Here is an 18,362-nt window from a genome sequence, read left to right as displayed (position 1 = left end):
ATATCGGTTAAATAAGTGTGTTTAACACTTATTTTTTCATACTACCAACCATATCTTCTGGACGTACCCAGCTATCGAATTCTTCCGATGTCAGGTAATTCAGTTTCAATGCAGATTCTTTTAGCGTTAAGCCTTCTTTATGCGCTTTCTTCGCAATTTCAGCGGCTTTATCGTAACCAATATGAGTATTTAACGCAGTAACTAACATTAATGATTCGTGCAATAGTTTATTGATACGTTCACGGTTTGGCTCAATGCCAATTGCACAGTGCTCATTGAAACTACGCATACCATCAGCCAGTAAACGCACTGATTGTAAGAAGTTATCAATGATCATTGGACGATAAACGTTCAGTTCAAAGTTACCCGATGCGCCACCAATATTAATTGCAACATCATTACCCATTACTTGAGCACATAACATTGTTAATGCTTCACATTGTGTTGGGTTAACTTTGCCTGGCATGATTGAACTACCGGGTTCGTTTTCTGGGATCGAGATTTCACCAATACCACAACGAGGGCCAGAAGCTAACCAACGCACGTCATTAGCAATCTTCATTAATGATGCCGCTAAACCTTTTAATGCACCATGAGCATGAACTAATGCATCACAAGTTGCTAATGCTTCAAATTTATTAGGTGCTGTTACAAAAGGCTGACCTGATAATTCAGCGATGCGCTTAGCAACACGCACAGCATATTCTGGATGGGTATTTAATCCCGTACCTACTGCTGTACCACCTAGCGCTAATTCACAAACATGAGGAACTGAGTCATCGATATGTTTGATGCTATGTTCAAGCATAGCAGCCCAACCAGAGATCTCTTGGCCTAATGTCAGGGGTGTCGCATCTTGCAGGTGAGTACGACCAATTTTAACGATGTCATGGAAAGCTTCTGCTTTCTCTTTGAATACTTTCAGCAGTGATTTTAATTCTGGCAATAAATCCTGACGTAATGCAATAACAGCAGCGACATGCATGGCAGTTGGAAACACATCATTTGAACTTTGACTTTTATTAACATCATCATTCGGATGGATTTTGCGCTCCATGCCACGGATACCACCAAGTATCTCACTACCACGGTTAGCTAACACTTCATTCATATTCATGTTTGATTGAGTGCCAGAACCGGTCTGCCAGATTGCTAATGGGAATTCAGTTGGGTGTTTACCTGCAAGCACTTCGTCTGCAGCTGCGATAATTGCATCAGCGCGCTCTTTGGGTAATAAACCTAAATCCATGTTAACACCTGCGGCTGCTTTCTTCGTGAGAGCAAGCGCATGGATAAGTGCAACAGGCATTTTTTCAACTGAAATACGGAAGTGTTCAAGAGAACGCTGCGTTTGAGCTCCCCATAACTGGTCAGCTGGTACTTCGATTTGTCCCATTGAGTCTTTTTCAATGCGAGTGGCTGCCATTTCAATCTCCTTAAGTACACAGAATAATTGATTAATTCCGAATCACTTTCTAGTAAATAACTCGGATACCAGTATCATGCCATAAACAGAATAATAAATATGAGAGCTAAAGCGAGCTTATGAAATTTATAACAGAATGAAATCTGTTGATTTTTTGGGAAAAGTACGATTAGCAATCTTATTCTATTGTCAATGTTATTATTTAAGCTTTCATATTTATATCCATACTTATTATGAGCCTTTATTATTCATCATAAATAGAATCACATCACAATTAAATATTGTTCAAATCGAAAAATGAGTAAAAAAAGAGAGTTTTAATGATTATTTGAATTATCTTATAAATCATATCCATTTTGCTTTAAACTCATTATGTTAGCGAGTAACTAAGTAAGTTCTGATTGCGATTTTATTCCACTAAATCTATATTTACAGTTAATATAGGTGGCGATGTATATATGTGGATTATCTATATTTAAATTTAGTAAAATTTATCACCAATTTATCGGGTTGTTTAAGGGTTACAAAACAGCCTTTATAACGTACATCGCCAGATGTACACAGAGGATGGACTAGAATTATGAAGAAATCGCTTGTCGCTGTTGGTGTTATCGTCGCACTAGGTGTTGTTTGGACTGGTGCGTCGTGGTACATGGGCAGCAAAATTGAAAGTCGCTTACAGGAAGAAACGAAACTAGCAAATGTCCAATTAGCGCAACTTGCTAAAACTGCACAATTTGGTGCTGATATTAAACTTGAAATTCGTGACTATAAAAAAGGGGTATTCACCTCTAATGCAGACTTTGCTGTCGTGATTTCAAAAGATGCTAGTGAAATTGTTGAAGACCAGGATAAAAAAGTAGAAGAGATTATCTTCACTACTGATATTGATCACGGTCCATTCCCTCTTTCTGATTTGGCTAGATTTAATTTAGTACCAAAATTAGCGGCCATGAATAATACGTTGGTCAACAATGATACAACTAAAGAATTATTCAAGCTGACTAAAGATAAATCTCTTTTTGATATCCATACATCTTTAGCTTTTGATGGTGCAGTATCAGGTGAAGCTAAACTAAATCCTATCGATTTCGCTGAAAACGGTGGCACAGTTAAAACAACACCATTAACAATTGAATTCTCATCAGATAAAACCGCAACCAACTTCACTACCGCCGTAAAAGGTGATCAAGTTGTTGTCACTAAAGATGGTGAAGAAACTTTCACAATTAAAAATATTGCAGGTTCTGTTGCTGGAACTAAAGTTAACAACGATCAATATTTATTTAATGAGCAGTTATTAAGTTTTGCTGAAATTACACATACTAGCAAAGAAAAAGCATCGGATTTCTCACTGAAAGATTTTTCTCTGACAACCAAAAGTAATATCAAAGATAAGCTCTTTAACATTTCTCAAACTTATTACTTTAAGTCACTGAATGTTGCGGGACTAGAATTTGGTGCTGGTAAATTTGGCTATTCAATTGATAAAGCTGATCCAGATGCAATGTTGTTATTAACCAAAGTTTATAACAACTCATTATTGCCATGGAATAAAAATCATTTCGACAATTCTGAAATGGTTGAACAAGCCGTTCGTGATGTGCTAGAAAAAGGCTTAGTTTTCCGTATTGATGAAGCTTCTTTAACCAATAAAAGTGGTGCAAGTAAGTTAACCTTTAACTTAGACTTAAATGCTTTTAACGTTAAAACATTAGAAAACCAAGAGAAATCACCAGCAGAGTTATTTAATTATCTGTTTAAAAACATCGATTTCAATATTGATTTATCTCTTCCAATGTTAGCTGAGTTCCGTAACACCACTCAATATCTTGATGCTGCTCGTTACCAAGAAACCGCATTGACAGATGAAGAGAAAAAAGAGATCGAAGCAGCAACAGCAACAGATATTGAACAATTAAAAACTGAATTACAGCAAAATATCAACCAAATTTCTCAAGATGAGAAAGATGCATTACCTCTGATGCTACTTGCACAAGATGGTAAAGCATTAAGCATGAAACTGAACTATGCGGCAGATAAATTTACCATGAATGGTAAAACTTATACTTTTGATGAGTTTATGGAAGTAACCCAAGCTCCACAAATGTTAGGTTTAGCAGCCATGTTATTCGGTATGGGCGCATCATCTTATGATTACGATGATTCTGATTATTCAGAAGAAGGTTATCAAGAAGAAATGACAGAAGATCCAGCCATTATCGAAGAACAAGATATTTTAATTCCTGAGCAACCTGTACAAGCTCAATAATTAACTTTTTGTTAGAACGGTCAGTCGTTAAAACAATAAATACCCCATTTGTGAATAACATAATGGGGTATTTTTTTCACATCGTGTTTTAATTAACAATCGCGATCTTTAGCTGGAATATGGTGATTACTCCATTCCTCTTTACAACAAGAATCAATAGTTTTATTAATTATTCCCGCAAGAGTATTTACGGTTGAAATAATAGAAGTGAGTTGTGAGCAGATCTGACTACAGTTAGATGTTTTTTCATCCGGCTTAGGAATATTCGGTAACGTCAAGCTATCGCAGAGTATTTCTTGTAATACTAATGAGAACTGTGCAATGCCTGTAGTATAGATATATGAACGCCCTCCTGTCTGTTTTGCTAAGCGCTCATATTCTTTTGTAATACTATCTCTATCAGCAATACTTGGGAAACGATCTAAATTCGTTATCTTATCGTCAGGTGTTCCTTGATAGGTATAGACTTTAACTTTTTCGTTCTGAGCTACAGAGATAGCTTCATCATTCTTTCTAACTGCATCATTTGTAAGAACACCACCTCCTCCTTCCATCCCTTCATCACCCAACACAAAAATAGCGCGACGAGCACCGTCACGCCAATCAAAATACTTACTTAAATCAATCACTGCACGACACAAATCCTCTTTATTGCCCGCATGATCACGCCCATCAGCCTCTTTAAAGGGTTTTCTTGCCTGTAAACGATTTTCAGGAACCCCTAGAGCTTTTAAATAGTCACTAGCTGATTGATCAAATTTAGTATCATCCCATGTACCTTCTATACCTAAAAAGGTCACTCTCAGTTTTGATGGACATTTTTCAAGTGCAGCTTGTATTGCATCATCCACTTCTTTACTTAAATCCGACGATTCATCAGACATTGAACCGCTGGTATCAATCACAACAACTAAATCTAACGCAATCATACCATCACCAGTAACGACTTGTGATCCATAAGTAAGATTATTTGAGGATGAAGGTGGAAGTATTTGGGACATTAATTGGTCTTTTATTTTATTATTTTTATTTTCAAAACTAAAATCAGAATTCTCATTCATATTTATTTCCCTTAACTTTAAATAAATAGAGATCTATTAAAAAATCATTATGTAAATAATTACATTCAGCTAAATACATCTAGTTCACAGCAACCTATTATGGCAATAATCACCTATCATTTAATCCTTATTTAATAAAAGAGATGTTCTATTTTTTAGTTCCATTTTATTTTCTATAAATAAACTCAAATATAAATTAACTTTATTATTTTTATAGAAATAATTTTTTATTCTTTGTCTGAAAATCATCTCAAACCAATATAAACAACAATTTATCAAATAAAATTATGATCAAATAATATTTCAGCCGTTTTTACACCGCTTTCACTTAACACTATCAATGTAGCTGATAAGAGATTTCAATTATAATGATAAATCTTTTCCAAATTAATATTTAATGTATCAATTTACCTGATAATACACGTCAATTAGATTGAATATTGTAGCTAATAAATAAACACCTCTTTTTTCTATTTTTTATTTTTTAACTTAAAATTAAGAAAAAACTGTATTTTTAGTTTTAAAAATAACCAATTTAAGTTTATTTATTAGTGAATAAAATAAAAATCAGTCATAATAATCTGCAACTCATTTATATTTACCCGATTATAAGAAAATCACTATAAACGATAGATTTTCATTATTTCTATTAAAAAGGAAAATAACACGTGATTGACACACAGTTGCCTTTAACCGATTTACATCGTCATTTAGATGGTAATATCCGCCCACAAACTATTTTAGATTTAGCAAAACAACACAATATTGCACTCCCTGCTTATGAGTTAGAAGCTTTGCGTCCTCATGTGCAAATTACAAAAAATGAGCCAAGTCTTGTGAGCTTCTTACAAAAATTAGATTGGGGAGTGGCGGTTTTAGCAGACTTAGATGCGTGTCATCGTGTTGCTTATGAAAACGTGGTGGATGTGGTTAATGCGGGTATTGATTACGCTGAACTGCGATTCTCTCCTTATTATATGGCAATGAAACACCAGTTGCCTGTTGAAGGTGTCGTGGAAGCCATTGTTGATGGTGTGCAAAGCGCACTGCAATCACATGATGTAGATATTCGTTTAATCGGTATTTTAAGCCGTACTTTTGGTGAAGATGCTTGCCAACAAGAATTAAATGGTTTGTTGAAACATCAAGATAAAATTACTGCGCTTGATTTAGCGGGTGATGAATTAGGTTTTCCGGGTCACTTATTCCAATCTCATTTTAATCGTGCTCGTGACACAGGCTGGAATATTACTGTTCATGCTGGTGAAGCGGCGGGTGCTGAAAGTATCTGGCACGCAATTAAAGAATTAGGCGCAAGTCGTATCGGTCATGGTGTTAAGGCTATTGAAGATCCTCGTCTAATGGATTATCTCGCAGAACATCAAATTGGTATTGAATCTTGCTTAACCTCAAATATTCAAACCAGTACGATCAATTCATTAGCAGAACATCCTCTAAAAACCTTCTTAGAGCATGGCATTATTGCATCGCTTAATACCGATGATCCTGCTGTTGAAGGCATTGAATTAAAGCACGAATATAACGTTGTAGCACCGGCTGCTGGATTAACACCAGAGCAAATTCGCCAAACTCAAATTAATGGTTTAAAAATGGCGTTTATTAGCCAAGCAGAACGTGAAACATTAATTAAAAAAGCCAGTCAACGTTAATATAAAATAGTTTAATAGAAAAGCATCTGTCTTAAACTGCCCCCTGTTTATTGAACAGTTTAAATTAGAGAGATGCTTTTTCAATTAACTACCGTTTAGTTTCATATTGTCTTTAAATTTACTACCATCAGCATAAATTTATTTTTTTTCTGTCACTTTATTTTGATTAGCGTAGCGCTGTGCTAATACCGCACAAACCATTAATTGGATCTGATGGAATATCATTAGTGGTAATAGCATTACTCCAACAGTCGCTGCAGGAAATAATACATTCGCCATGGGTACACCATTTGCTAAGCTCTTTTTAGAGCCACAAAAAACAATGGTGATTTCATCTTCTTTATTAAAACCAAGCAACCTTGCACTGTACACATTCACAAAAATCACAATCGCTAACAAAATACAACTTACTACTGCAATCGTTAATAGCGACCAACCATCAATTTTATGCCAGATCCCTTCAACAACTGCCTCACTAAATGCCACATAAACCACCAGCAAAATAGACGAGCGATCCGTTCTATTAACTAATTTTTTATGATTATCAACCCAACGACCAATCAAAGGGCGAGATAAATGGCCAATAATAAAAGGCACCATTAATTGCAGTAAAATAGATTGAATAGCACCGACAGTATCAAAGTCACTTGCAGAGCCTTGCGTTTGCATTAAAAAACCGACTAATACCGGTGAAAGAAAAACACCAAGAATACTGGATGCAGATGCACTACAAATAGCCGCAGCGACATTTCCCCCAGCCACAGAAGTAAAGGCAATCGCAGATTGCACCGTCGCTGGTAACGCACAAAGATATAAAAAACCCATATAGACAGTTGGTGACATCCATTCAGGCACAATCACTTGTAATCCAAGACCCAAAATAGGGAAAAGAATAAAAGTACTGGCAAATACGGTAAGATGTAAACGCCAATGCCCAAGCCCTGCCAATATCGCTTCTCGAGAAAGCTTTGCGCCATGCAAAAAGAACAGCAGTGCTATCGCGCCGGTCGTAAGATATTGGAATAGGACTTTAATATCGCCTTGTGCGGGTAGTAGCGTTGCTAGTGTCACCACACAAATCATTATCATGAGAAAAGGATCGAGTTTTAATTTTTGCCACCAAGACATTAGATTTAGCACTCCCTTTAGCTTATAGCGTAATAGTTTGTTTTAAACGATTTGAAATTTCGCCAGCTTCAATCAAACGCATAATGGCTGTTGCTTGTATTGGCGTAACGGGATTGTCTTCACCCAATGTAATTGCACGATAAATTTGTTGATAGTAAGCGGGATAATCACCAGAAAGTGTAGTTAGTGTCGTTGTCTCTAATTCACCAGACTCTGATAGTATTGTTAATTCACCATCACTATGATCCATTCCCCAATTATAAGTTTGATTAGGAAGATAACCGGCTTTTAAGGCATCTTCTTGGGTATCTAACCCATATTTAACATAACTTCCTTTTATTCCATGAATGGCAAAAATAGGTGTTGGAGATGCGACGAGCATAGAAGCGTGAAGAACAACTCTAAGATTGTCATATTCTAATAATGCATGAAAATAATCGGCATTTTTTGCATTAGGACGTAATTGAGCAATATCTGCAGTAATTGCTTTAGGCTCCCCAAATAGGCAAACAGCTTGATCAAGAACATGGGGCGCTAAATCATACCAAAGCCCGCCCCCCATTCCGGCATCTTCTCGCCAACGTTGACGCACGGTTGGGCGAAACCGATCAAAATGCGCTTCATAGGCACTAATCTCACCGAGTGTTTTATCTGCTAAAAGTTTTTTAACTGTTAAGAAACCAGAATCCCAACGACGATTATGAAAAACAGAGAGGAGTTTACCTGCATCGGTTGCTTGCTGAGTCAATTTTTCAGCTTCTTCCAGTGTCAGTGTAAACGGTTTATCCACAATGACATGTTTACCTTTTTTCAGGGCCTGCGAAGCCAGTGAATAGTGAGTATTATTCGGTGTAGGGATAATGATTAAATCTATTGAAGGATCATTAATAAGTGCTTGAGGATCTGCATAAACCGTAATCTGAGGAAAATCTTGTCTGACTTTATTTTCATCAGAACTTGAAATTGCACTAAGATTTAAGCCATCGGTTGTTGTTATTAGCGGTGCATGAAAAGTTTTACTTGCATAGCCATACCCGATAATTCCAACATTGAGTTTAATTGCCATAACCCTATCCTATTTTTATATGCTTTTTTTATTAACAAAAATCACTTTCACTTTTGTAGTTAAATAAATAATAACAAAGTTTGTGATAATATCCCGTTTAGTTCTATACATACGAGTAGGAATAATTAATTAATGAAATTTGATCTCAAAGCAAACACGCAGAATAACCTTTCAGGAAAAGCGCCTATTACCGGGTGGTTGCTTGCGCCATTGGCTTATATGATCTTGTCAGTTATTGGTTCTGGGTTGATGTCTGTTCTCTATATTATTAAATATTTTTCAGATTTTTCGATCCTCCACCAGCTTCCTTTTCATTTGATATCAAGCTGGTATCTTTCCGCGTTAACAACATGGGTAATGTTTAGCTTTACACTTTACCTACTAAGACAATTTTTTTATCGTGCTAAAAACTTTCCGCGCCTATTTATTTTTTGGTTGCTTATCAACTTACTATTAGCAATTAAGAGCTTTGGCTTTGCGCCCGTAGATGACCAAACAGCATTACAATCCCTTCTATGGTCTGTTTTCTCGACTGTCTGCTTTGTGCCCTATATCAAGTACTCTAAACGTGTGCGTGAAACTTTCACACAAGTTCGATAACTTCGCGTCTTTACCCTTGATATTATATACACTTGTTTAGCCTCTTTATTTCAGGAGGCTTTTTGTTTCTCTGTTTAACAATTTTGGCATAACAATGACTGATTACTTGCTTCTATTCGTCGGCACCGTATTGGTGAATAACTTTGTACTCGTCAAATTCCTAGGTTTATGCCCATTTATGGGTGTATCAAAAAAATTAGAAACCGCGATTGGAATGGGATTTGCGACGACCTTTGTTATGACTCTCGCCTCGATTAGTTCTTGGCTGATGGATAATTTTATTTTAGTTCCTTTGGACTTACTTTATTTACGCACACTGAGCTTTATTTTAGTTATTGCAGTAGTTGTACAATTCACCGAAATGGTCGTAAGAAAAACAAGCCCGACACTCTATCGTTTGTTGGGGATCTTCTTACCTTTAATTACCACAAACTGTGCTGTCTTAGGCGTTGCGTTATTAAATATCAATCAAGCACACACGTTTATGCAGTCGGCTGTTTATGGTTTTGGTGCAGCAGTAGGTTTTTCTCTTGTGATGGTATTATTTGCCGCCATTAGAGAAAGATTAGCCGTGGCAAATGTCCCTGCGCCATTTAAAGGTGCTTCAATTGGTTTAATTACCGCAGGTTTAATGTCTCTCGCCTTTATGGGTTTTAGTGGTTTGGTGAAACTGTAATGAATTCTTTATGGATAGCAATTGGCGTACTCGGTGCGCTAGGTCTTATCTTTGGGCTAATTTTGGGATATTCCGCACGCCGTTTCAAAGTGGAAGAAGATCCTATTGTTGAAAAAATTGACGCGATATTACCGCAAAGCCAATGCGGACAATGTGGTCATCCGGGGTGTCGCCCTTATGCCGACGCGGTTGCAAACAATGGTGAAATGATTAACCGTTGTGCACCGGGCGGCGAACAGGTGATGTTAAAAATCGCAGAATTGATGGGTGTTGATCCTCAACCGCTTGATGGTGACGAAGAAGCGTTAAATCCAATTAGAAAAGTCGCCTTAATTGATGAAGATAATTGCATAGGATGCACTAAGTGTATTCAAGCGTGCCCTGTTGATGCCATTGTCGGTGCAACGCGCGCAATGCATACGGTTATTGAAGACTTATGTACTGGATGTGACTTATGCGTTCCTCCTTGCCCTACTGACTGTATTACCTTAGTGCCCGTCAAAGTAACAACCTCAAATTGGAAATGGGATTTAAATACCATCCCGGTAAAAAACATTCCAGCAGAGCCGGAAGAAACACCTGAAGATGAACCGTCATTAAAGACGGAGGATAACGCTCATGTTTAATCTCTTTTCGTTATTTAAAAAAGATAAAATCTGGGATTTTAAAGGTGGTATTCATCCTCCTGAAATGAAATTGCAGTCAAGTCGTACACCAATGCGTATAGCGCAATTACCTGATGAAGTCATTATTCCTATTCATCAGCACTTAGGTGTACCGGGTCAACTTTGTGTCAACGTAGGCGAACATGTATTAAAAGGTCAACCGTTAACAAGAGGGGTTGGCAGGACATTACCTGTACATGCCTCTATCTCTGGTATAGTTACAGCAATAGAACCTTTTCCAAGTACTCACCCTTCTGGGTTACCTGAAATTGCAGTAAGAATTCAATCTGACGGTAAAGATGAGTGGCGTGAACAATTCCCTCTTGTGGATTATCAATCACAAAGTAAAGAGGTTTTACTCACTCGTATTCATGAAGCGGGTATAGCGGGATTAGGTGGAGCTGGATTTCCAACAGCCACAAAATTAAAAGGTGGTGGCGATCTTATTAAAACACTTATCATCAATGCAGCAGAATGTGAGCCATATATTACTGCCGACGATCGTTTAATGCAGGAGCATGCTGATGAAGTGATTGTAGGGTGTCAGATCTTAATTCACCTTCTCTCTCCCGATGAAGTATTAATTGGTATTGAAGATAACAAGCCTGAAGCTATCGAGTCATTAAAACATGCCTTAAGTGCAGTACCTGATGAAAAACGTATTTTCATTCGTGTTATCCCAACAAAATACCCATCAGGTGGTGCGAAACAACTCACCAAAATCTTAACAGGCAAAGAAGTGCCATCAGGTGGTCGTTCATCTGATATTGGTGTTTTGATGCAAAACGTCGGTACTGTTGTTGCCATCAAACGTGCCATTATTGATGATGAGCCTTTAATTGAGCGTGTTGTCACGGTCACTGGTAATGGTACCAAAACACCAGGTAACTTCTGGGCGCGTTTAGGTACCCCTATTTATTCATTGCTAAAACAAGCGGGATTTGTTGCTGGCTCTGAACAAATGGTGATTATGGGTGGGCCATTAATGGGCTTTACCTTACCCGACTTAAATGCCCCTGTTGTTAAGATAACCAACTGTCTACTTATCCCTTCTGTTGAAGAGATGGATACAGATAACCTTGAAGAAGCCTGTATCCGTTGTGGTCATTGCGTTGATGCTTGCCCTAGTGGCTTATTACCGCAACAACTTTACTGGTTTAGTAAAGGTAAAGAGCATGAGAAGGCACAACAACATAATTTATTTGATTGTATTGAATGTGGTGCTTGTGCATTTGTTTGCCCAAGTAATATTCCGTTAGTTCAATACTATCGCCAAGAAAAGGCTGAAATTCGTGAAATTGATGCGGAAGCCAAACGAGCAGCTGAAGCTAAAGCGCGTTTTGAAGCCAAAAAATTACGTATGGAGCGTGAAAAACTTGAGCGTGAAGCAAGGCATCAACGTGCGGCAGTTAAACTTGATGATAAAGAACACAGTGAAGTTCAATCAGCACTTTCTCGTGTAAAAGCGAAACAAAGTATCGGGAAAATTATTTCTGTTAAAGCGGGAGAAGAGCCGGATAACGCAGCCGCTATTGCCGCACGTAAAAAACGTAAAGAAGAAGTTAGAGCAAAACAAGCGGCTAAATTAGCACAGCAAAAGGCACTAGAAACCTCAAGTGAGAGTATAGCGAGTAAGAGCGAAGATGCTGATCCACGTAAAGCTGCTGTTGCCGCCGCTTTGGCTCGTGTGAAAGCAAAGAAAGCACAGCAAGCTTCCCAAGCAACGCCAGCCGTTGAAGCGCCTGTTGAAAACACTAAAGCCGAAGATGTCGATCCACGTAAAGCCGCTGTTGCTGCCGCTATTGCCAGAGTAAAAGCGAAAAAAGAAGCCGAACAAGCCTCTCAAGCAACACCAGCCGTTAAAGCACCTGTTGAAAACGCTGAAGCCGAAGATGTCGATCCACGTAAAGCTGCCGTTGCCGCTGCTATTGCCAGAGTAAAAGCGAAAAAGGAAGCCGAACAAGCCTCTCAAGCAACACCAGCCGTTGAAGCGCCTGTTGAAAACGCTGAAGCCGGAGATGTCGATCCACGTAAAGCCGCTGTTGCCGCTGCTATTGCCAGAGTAAAAGCGAAAAAAGAAGCCGAACAAGCCTCTCAAGCAACGCCAGCCGTTGAAGCGCCTGTTGAAAGCGCTGAAGCCTGAGATGTCGATCCACGTAAAGCCGCTGTTGCCGCTGCTATTGCCAGAGTAAAAGCGAAAAAAGAAGCCGAACAAGCCTCTCAAGCAACGCCAGCCGTTGAAGCGCCTGTTGAAAGCGCTAAAGCCGAAGATGTCGATCCACGTAAAGCTGCCGTTGCCGCTGCTATTGCCAGAGTAAAAGCGAAAAAAGAAGCCGAACAAGCCTCTCAAGCAACGCCAGCCGTTGAAGCGCCTGTTGAAAGCGCTGAAGCCGGAGATGTCGATCCACGTAAAGCCGCTGTTGCCGCTGCTATTGCCAGAGTAAAAGCGAAAAAAGAAGCCGAAAAACGTCGAGCTAAAGAAGAAGTTACCTTGGATTAATCACAGATGAAATTTAGACCGATACAAAATAACAACAGTAAATTAAAAATTGCGAGTTCCCCTTTTACGCATAATCAGCAATCCACCAGCCAAGTTATGCTATGGGTAACATTAGCAGCACTGCCGGGGATCTTAAGCCAGATCTATTTCTTTGGCTTAGGCACTATTTACCAAATTGTGTTAGCTATTATTGTGGCGCTTGTCACTGAAACACTCTGCGTAAAGCTTAAAAAAGAAGATCCTTTACTTTATTTGAAAGACAATTCAGCACTACTGACAGGCGTATTACTCGCCATTAGCATTCCACCTTTAGCGCCTTGGTGGATCATTGTTTTGGGTACTTTTGTTGCGATTGTTATCGCAAAACAGATCTATGGCGGTTTAGGGCAAAATCCATTTAACCCTGCAATGGTAGGGTATGTAGTTTTACTGATCTCATTCCCAGTACAAATGACATCATGGATGCCTCCTGTTGAATTACAAGCAGTTTCTTACAATGTCATGGACAGTTTAAGTATCTTCTTTACAGGTCATACCTCATCAGGTTTAACACTTGAAGATTTGAGACGCTCTGTTGACGGCATTACACAAGCAACACCTCTAGATAGTTTTAAAACAGGCTTACTCACGCATTCTATTGATGAAGTCTTAGCGACACCTATTTTACAAGGTGAATTTGCCGGCATTGGGTGGCAATGGGTGAATGTCGCTTATTTAATTGGTGGATTAGTTCTACTTTATAAACGCATCATTAGCTGGCATATCCCTGTTGCGATGATTTCTGTATTAGCGCTATGTTCGGTTATTAGCTGGGGTATCGACCCTACTCGTTACTCACAACCGTTATTACAGATTTTCTCTGGAGCGACAATGTTAGGCGCATTTTTTATTGCTACTGATCCTGTTAGCGCCTCAACAACACCTAAAGGTCGTTTAATTTATGCGGGAATGATTGGTTTATTAGTTTGGGTTATACGTGTTTATGGCGGATACCCAGATGCCGTTGCCTTCTCTGTATTACTAGCCAATATTGCTGTACCTCTTATTGATAGCTATACACGCCCTCGTGTTTATGGGCATTAATTGCTAAGGAGAAAATGATGATCGAAATCTTAAAACGCCATGGACTCACATTAGCTATCTTTGCAGCTTGTACTACCGGTTTAACCGCTGTGGTATACCACTTAACCGCAAACACCATTGCAGAACAAGTGGCTATAGAGAAACAGAAATTATTGGATCAGGTGATCCCTCAAGCAATGTATGACAATGAGCTTTCTAAAGATTGTTATCTACTTACGGCCCCTGAATTGGGAAATTCAAAACCTCATAAACTTTATGTTGCGCGTTTAGAAGGTAAACCTGTTGCAGCAGCCTTAGAATCTACCGCGCCAGATGGCTATTCAGGTGCAATTGAGCTTCTTGTTGGCGCTGACTTTAAAGGCAACGTGCTAGGTGTTCGTGTAACCGCACATAACGAAACGCCAGGTCTGGGTGATAAAATTGAGACACGGATTTCCGATTGGATCACAACGCTGAGTAATAAATTCATTTCCAGTGAAAACGATCCACACTGGGCAGTAAAAAAAGATGGCGGAGATTTTGATCAATTTACAGGTGCGACAATCACCCCCCGCGCTGTCGTTAACTCATCAAAACGCACAGCATGGCTAATACAATCATTACCAGAGAAACTCGATACACTCTCTGTCTGTGAGGCGAATTAATATGAACTCCATTAAAACGCTCTTTGCTCAAGGGTTATGGACAAACAACTCAGCCTTAGTGCAATTACTTGGTCTATGTCCTTTGCTGGCGGTTTCCTCTACAGCAACAAACGCCTTAGGCTTAGGTATTGCGACAACATTAGTGCTATTTTGCACCAATGTGGCTGTTTCTAGCTTACGTCGTTGGGTTCCCTCTGAAATTCGTATCCCAATTTATGTTATGATAATTGCGTCTGTCGTCAGTGCTGTGCAATTACTGATCAACGCATATGCCTACGGTTTATACCAATCGTTGGGGATCTTTATTCCATTAATAGTCACCAACTGTATTGTTATTGGCCGTGCTGAAGCCTTCGCTGCTAAAAATGAAGTCTTTCCTTCTGCCATTGATGGTTTAGCAATGGGATTAGGCGCAACAGCCGCACTCTTTGTGTTAGGCGCGATCCGTGAAATTTTAGGTAACGGAACATTATTTGACGGTGCAGATTTATTGTTAGGTGAATGGGCTCAAGTATTAAGAGTTGAGATAATACATTTAGACTCACCCTTCTTACTCGCCATTTTGCCACCAGGTGCTTTTATCGGCTTAGGCTTTATGTTGGCAGCAAAATACCTTATCGATGAAAGACAGAAAAAGCGCAGCGCTTTGACAACGAAAACTTACGAAAAAGAGCAAGGCTGTGGTAGTCATATCGTTAAAAATTAATTTGTGAGCATAATGAATCAAGCAAAACGTATTGAAATTCTAACTCGGTTGCGTGATAACAATCCGCAACCTACGACAGAGCTAAAATTTGACTCTCCGTTTGAACTATTGATCTCCGTGTTACTCTCTGCACAAGCGACCGATGTGAGTGTCAATAAGGCAACTGCTAAACTTTATCCAGTTGCCAATACACCACAAGCGATACTCAATTTAGGGGTGGATGGTCTTAAAGAATATATTAAAACCATTGGCCTCTATAATACTAAAGCTGAAAATGTGATTAAGACATGTCAAATCTTAGTCGATAAACATAACAGTGAAGTTCCTGAAAACAGAGAAGCCCTAGAAGCCTTACCTGGTGTTGGTCGCAAAACAGCAAATGTCGTTTTAAACACAGCATTTGGTTGGCCAACCATTGCTGTCGATACACATATCTTTAGAGTAAGTAATCGCACAGGTTTCGCCCCCGGTAAAAATGTCAATGAAGTAGAACAAAAACTGTTAAAGGTTGTTCCGGCAGAATTTAAAGTTGATTGTCACCATTGGCTTATTCTTCATGGTCGTTATACCTGTATTGCACGAAAACCACGGTGTGGCTCTTGTATTATTGAAGATCTGTGTGAATTTAAAGAAAAAACAGATCCTGAATAATTTTTTACCGATTTATCTGTTTTTCTGATGCAATATTACTTGCGTCACTACATACAATCGAATAAAACTATTGCCCACTTTTATTATTAAAACTGCCGACTTTCCGGAAAAATATGTTTCAAGACAATCCGCTGCTTGCACAGCTAAAACAGCAACTCCATGCCCAGACACCGCGCGTGGAAGGCCTTGTAAAGGGAACAGATAAAGGCTTTGGCTTCCTTGAAGTTGATGGTCAGAAAAGCTATTTTATTCCCCCTCCGCAAATGAAAAAAGTGATGCACGGCGACCGAGTTATTGCTGCCGTTCATACAAACGGTGATAAAGAATCGGTTGAACCCGAAGAATTAGTCGAACCTTTCTTAACACGTTTTGTCGGCCGTATTCAGAAAAAAGAAGGTGATAACCGTCTGTGGATAATCCCAGACCATCCTCTTTTAAAAGATGCGATCCCTTGCCGTCCAGCTCAAGGTTTAACGCATAGCTTTGTGGATCAAGATTGGGCGGTTGCCGTAATGCGTCGCCACCCACTGAATAAAGGTGATAAAGGTTTTCAAGCAGAAATAACTGACTATATTACGGATAAAGATGATCACTTCGCGCCTTGGTGGGTGACCTTAATGCGTCATCAACTTGAACGTGATGCCCCTGAAATGGGTGACGAAGCGCTAACATTACATGACGCATTACCTCGCGAAGATCTGACTTCTCTCTCCTTTGTCACTATTGATAGTGCCTCAACAGAAGATATGGATGACGCGCTCTTTATTCGTAAAGAAGATAACGGCCAATTAACACTATTTATCGCAATCGCCGATCCTACGGCTTATATTCTGCCAAATAGCGAATTAGATAAAATTGCGGCACAACGCGCGCTCACTAACTATCTGCCTGGCTTTAATATCCCAATGTTACCTCGTGAGCTATCTGATAACATTTGCTCATTACGTCCTAATGAAAAGCGCCCAGCATTAGTCTGCCAAGTCAGCATTGCACAAGATGGTGCATTACATGAAGACATTCACTTCTATTCTGCATGGGTAGAATCAAAAGCTAAACTGGTTTATGACAACATTTCAGATTGGCTAGAAGGTGAAAACTCACAATGGCAACCTGAAAATGAAATGGTTCATGAGCAAGTGATGTTATTAAAAGAGATGTGTGAAAAACGTCATGAATGGCGTGAAAAACATGCTCTAGTCTTTAAAGAACGCCCTGATTACCGTTTTATTCTTGATGAAGGCGGTAATGTTTTAGATATCGTTGCAGAAAAACGTCGTATCGCAAACCGCATTGTCGAAGAAGCAATGATCACAGCCAATATCTGTGCAGCTAAAGTGCTGGCGAAAAACTTAGGCTTTGGTGTTTATAACGTTCATACTGGTTTTGATCCACTCTATATCGATCAAGTTGTACAGACCTTAAAAGATAACGGTATTGAAACAACATCTGAACGTTTATTAACGCTTGAAGGCTTCTGTCAATTACGTCGTGAACTTGATAACCAACCGAATCAATTCCTTGATAGTCGTATTCGTCGTTACCAAAACTTTGCTGAAATCAAATCAGAGCCAGGCCCACACTTTGGTTTAGGTTTAGAAGCTTATGCAACATGGACTTCACCAATTCGTAAATACAGTGATATTTTAAATCACCGTTTACTCAAAGCGATTATCAGCAAAGAACCCGCTGAAAAGCCACAAGAAGAAGATGGTATTCGTATTGCAGAACGCCGTCGTGCTAATCGTATGGCTGAGCGTGATGTGGGTGATTGGTTATATGCACGTTTCTTAAAACCTTTTGCTGGTACTGAAACATCATTTAATGCAGAAATTATTGATATTACGCGTGGTGGTGTTCGTGTCCGTTTAGTTGAAAATGGTGCGGTCGCCTTTATTCCGGCTCCTTTCTTACATGCTGTGCGTGATGAAATTCAATGCAGTCAAGAAACGGGGACAGTGATTGTGAAAGGCGAAAGTGCTTATAAACTTAATGATATCATTCCTGTTCGTATCGAAGATGTAAAACTGGAAACACGTAATATCGTTGCTCGCCCTATCTAATTAGTCTGTGGTCGGTATACAATAAAACTGATGGCTCATTTTAAGCCATCAGTTTTTTTATGCCCCTTATCTTTGCTAGACACAACACTAGAAATTTAAAGGGAATAAAAAGGGGATCTTTTATGGTATTAAGAAAATAAAACACTCAAACCAT

14 protein-coding genes and 1 pseudogene are annotated in these 18,362 nt (G+C 39.0%); 11 read left to right on the top strand and 4 right to left on the bottom strand.

The genetic code is table 11. From position 1 onward, the window contains the following. Positions 1 to 28: 28 nt before the first annotated feature. Positions 29 to 1,426 carry a class II fumarate hydratase gene (gene fumC / locus DK861_RS13130; protein ID WP_006536921.1) on the bottom strand — a complete coding sequence of 466 codons (1,398 nt, stop codon included), beginning with the start codon at positions 1,424 to 1,426 and terminating at the stop codon, positions 29 to 31. 580 nt (positions 1,427 to 2,006) lie between these two features. Here fumC and DK861_RS13125 point away from each other — a divergent pair. After that, positions 2,007 to 3,698, top strand: a complete 1,692-nt coding sequence (locus DK861_RS13125) for a YdgA family protein (protein ID WP_109400394.1) — start codon at positions 2,007 to 2,009, stop codon at positions 3,696 to 3,698. Positions 3,699 to 3,790: 92 nt separating this feature from the next. Here the strand turns inward: DK861_RS13125 and DK861_RS13120 are convergent, their stop codons facing one another. Beyond that, positions 3,791 to 4,699, bottom strand: a complete 909-nt coding sequence (locus DK861_RS13120; RefSeq protein ID WP_239452191.1) for a VWA domain-containing protein — start codon at positions 4,697 to 4,699, stop codon at positions 3,791 to 3,793. A gap of 728 nt (positions 4,700 to 5,427) precedes the next feature. On the opposite strand from DK861_RS13120, the gene add reads away from it, so the two are divergent. Next, positions 5,428 to 6,429, top strand: coding sequence for an adenosine deaminase (add, locus tag DK861_RS13115; RefSeq protein ID WP_109400392.1), 1,002 nt, complete (start codon positions 5,428 to 5,430; stop codon positions 6,427 to 6,429). A gap of 138 nt (positions 6,430 to 6,567) precedes the next feature. Here the strand turns inward: add and DK861_RS13110 are convergent, their stop codons facing one another. Both DK861_RS13110 and DK861_RS13105 read right to left on the bottom strand, forming a co-directional pair. Further along, positions 6,568 to 7,557: a bile acid:sodium symporter family protein gene (locus tag DK861_RS13110; RefSeq protein ID WP_109400391.1), complete on the bottom strand. Its 990-nt coding sequence runs from the start codon at positions 7,555 to 7,557 to the stop codon at positions 6,568 to 6,570. 22 nt (positions 7,558 to 7,579) lie between these two features. Beyond that, the gene (locus DK861_RS13105; RefSeq protein WP_109400390.1) at positions 7,580 to 8,623 is read right to left on the bottom strand and encodes an oxidoreductase; all 1,044 of its coding nucleotides are present in this window, start codon (positions 8,621 to 8,623) and stop codon (positions 7,580 to 7,582) included. Between the two features lie 132 nt (positions 8,624 to 8,755). Here DK861_RS13105 and DK861_RS13100 point away from each other — a divergent pair, with 132 nt between their 5' ends. From DK861_RS13100 to DK861_RS13060, 9 genes and pseudogenes are all read left to right on the top strand, one after another. Continuing rightward, on the top strand, positions 8,756 to 9,223 hold the full coding sequence (locus DK861_RS13100) for a DUF2569 domain-containing protein (RefSeq protein WP_088495674.1): 468 nt from the start codon (positions 8,756 to 8,758) through the stop codon (positions 9,221 to 9,223). Positions 9,224 to 9,317: 94 nt separating this feature from the next. Beyond that, a complete protein-coding gene (rsxA, locus tag DK861_RS13095; protein WP_006536930.1) occupies positions 9,318 to 9,899 on the top strand; it encodes an electron transport complex subunit RsxA in 582 nt (193 codons plus the stop codon). Continuing rightward, on the top strand, positions 9,899 to 10,525 hold the full coding sequence (gene rsxB, locus DK861_RS13090; RefSeq protein WP_006536931.1) for an electron transport complex subunit RsxB: 627 nt from the start codon (positions 9,899 to 9,901) through the stop codon (positions 10,523 to 10,525). Before rsxA ends, rsxB begins: the two co-directional genes overlap by 1 nt. Next, a pseudogene (rsxC, locus tag DK861_RS13085) lies at positions 10,518 to 13,064 on the top strand (electron transport complex subunit RsxC). The gene rsxB and the pseudogene rsxC overlap by 8 nt, the downstream one beginning before the upstream one ends. Positions 13,065 to 13,070: 6 nt before the next feature. Beyond that, positions 13,071 to 14,147, top strand: a complete 1,077-nt coding sequence (gene rsxD, locus DK861_RS13080) for an electron transport complex subunit RsxD (protein WP_109400388.1) — start codon at positions 13,071 to 13,073, stop codon at positions 14,145 to 14,147. A 17-nt stretch (positions 14,148 to 14,164) separates the two neighbouring features. Continuing rightward, positions 14,165 to 14,791 carry an electron transport complex subunit RsxG gene (gene rsxG / locus DK861_RS13075; RefSeq protein WP_109400387.1) on the top strand — a complete coding sequence of 209 codons (627 nt, stop codon included), beginning with the start codon at positions 14,165 to 14,167 and terminating at the stop codon, positions 14,789 to 14,791. A 1-nt stretch (position 14,792) separates the two neighbouring features. Next, the gene (locus DK861_RS13070; protein ID WP_072063886.1) at positions 14,793 to 15,497 is read left to right on the top strand and encodes an electron transport complex subunit E; all 705 of its coding nucleotides are present in this window, start codon (positions 14,793 to 14,795) and stop codon (positions 15,495 to 15,497) included. Between the two features lie 12 nt (positions 15,498 to 15,509). Next, complete coding sequence (gene nth / locus DK861_RS13065) at positions 15,510 to 16,148, top strand: endonuclease III (protein ID WP_006536938.1); 639 nt, start codon at positions 15,510 to 15,512, stop codon at positions 16,146 to 16,148. A gap of 113 nt (positions 16,149 to 16,261) precedes the next feature. After that, positions 16,262 to 18,208 (top strand): exoribonuclease II, encoded by a 1,947-nt coding sequence (locus tag DK861_RS13060; protein WP_109400386.1) that lies wholly within the window; start codon positions 16,262 to 16,264, stop codon positions 18,206 to 18,208. Positions 18,209 to 18,362 lie beyond the last annotated feature (154 nt).

This window comes from Proteus sp. TJ1640 (assembly GCF_003144445.1).
GTDB classification, from domain to species: domain Bacteria; phylum Pseudomonadota; class Gammaproteobacteria; order Enterobacterales; family Enterobacteriaceae; genus Proteus; species Proteus penneri.
The sequence above is the reverse complement of the archived record's forward strand: the minus strand, read 5'-3'. Positions and strand labels throughout refer to the sequence as shown.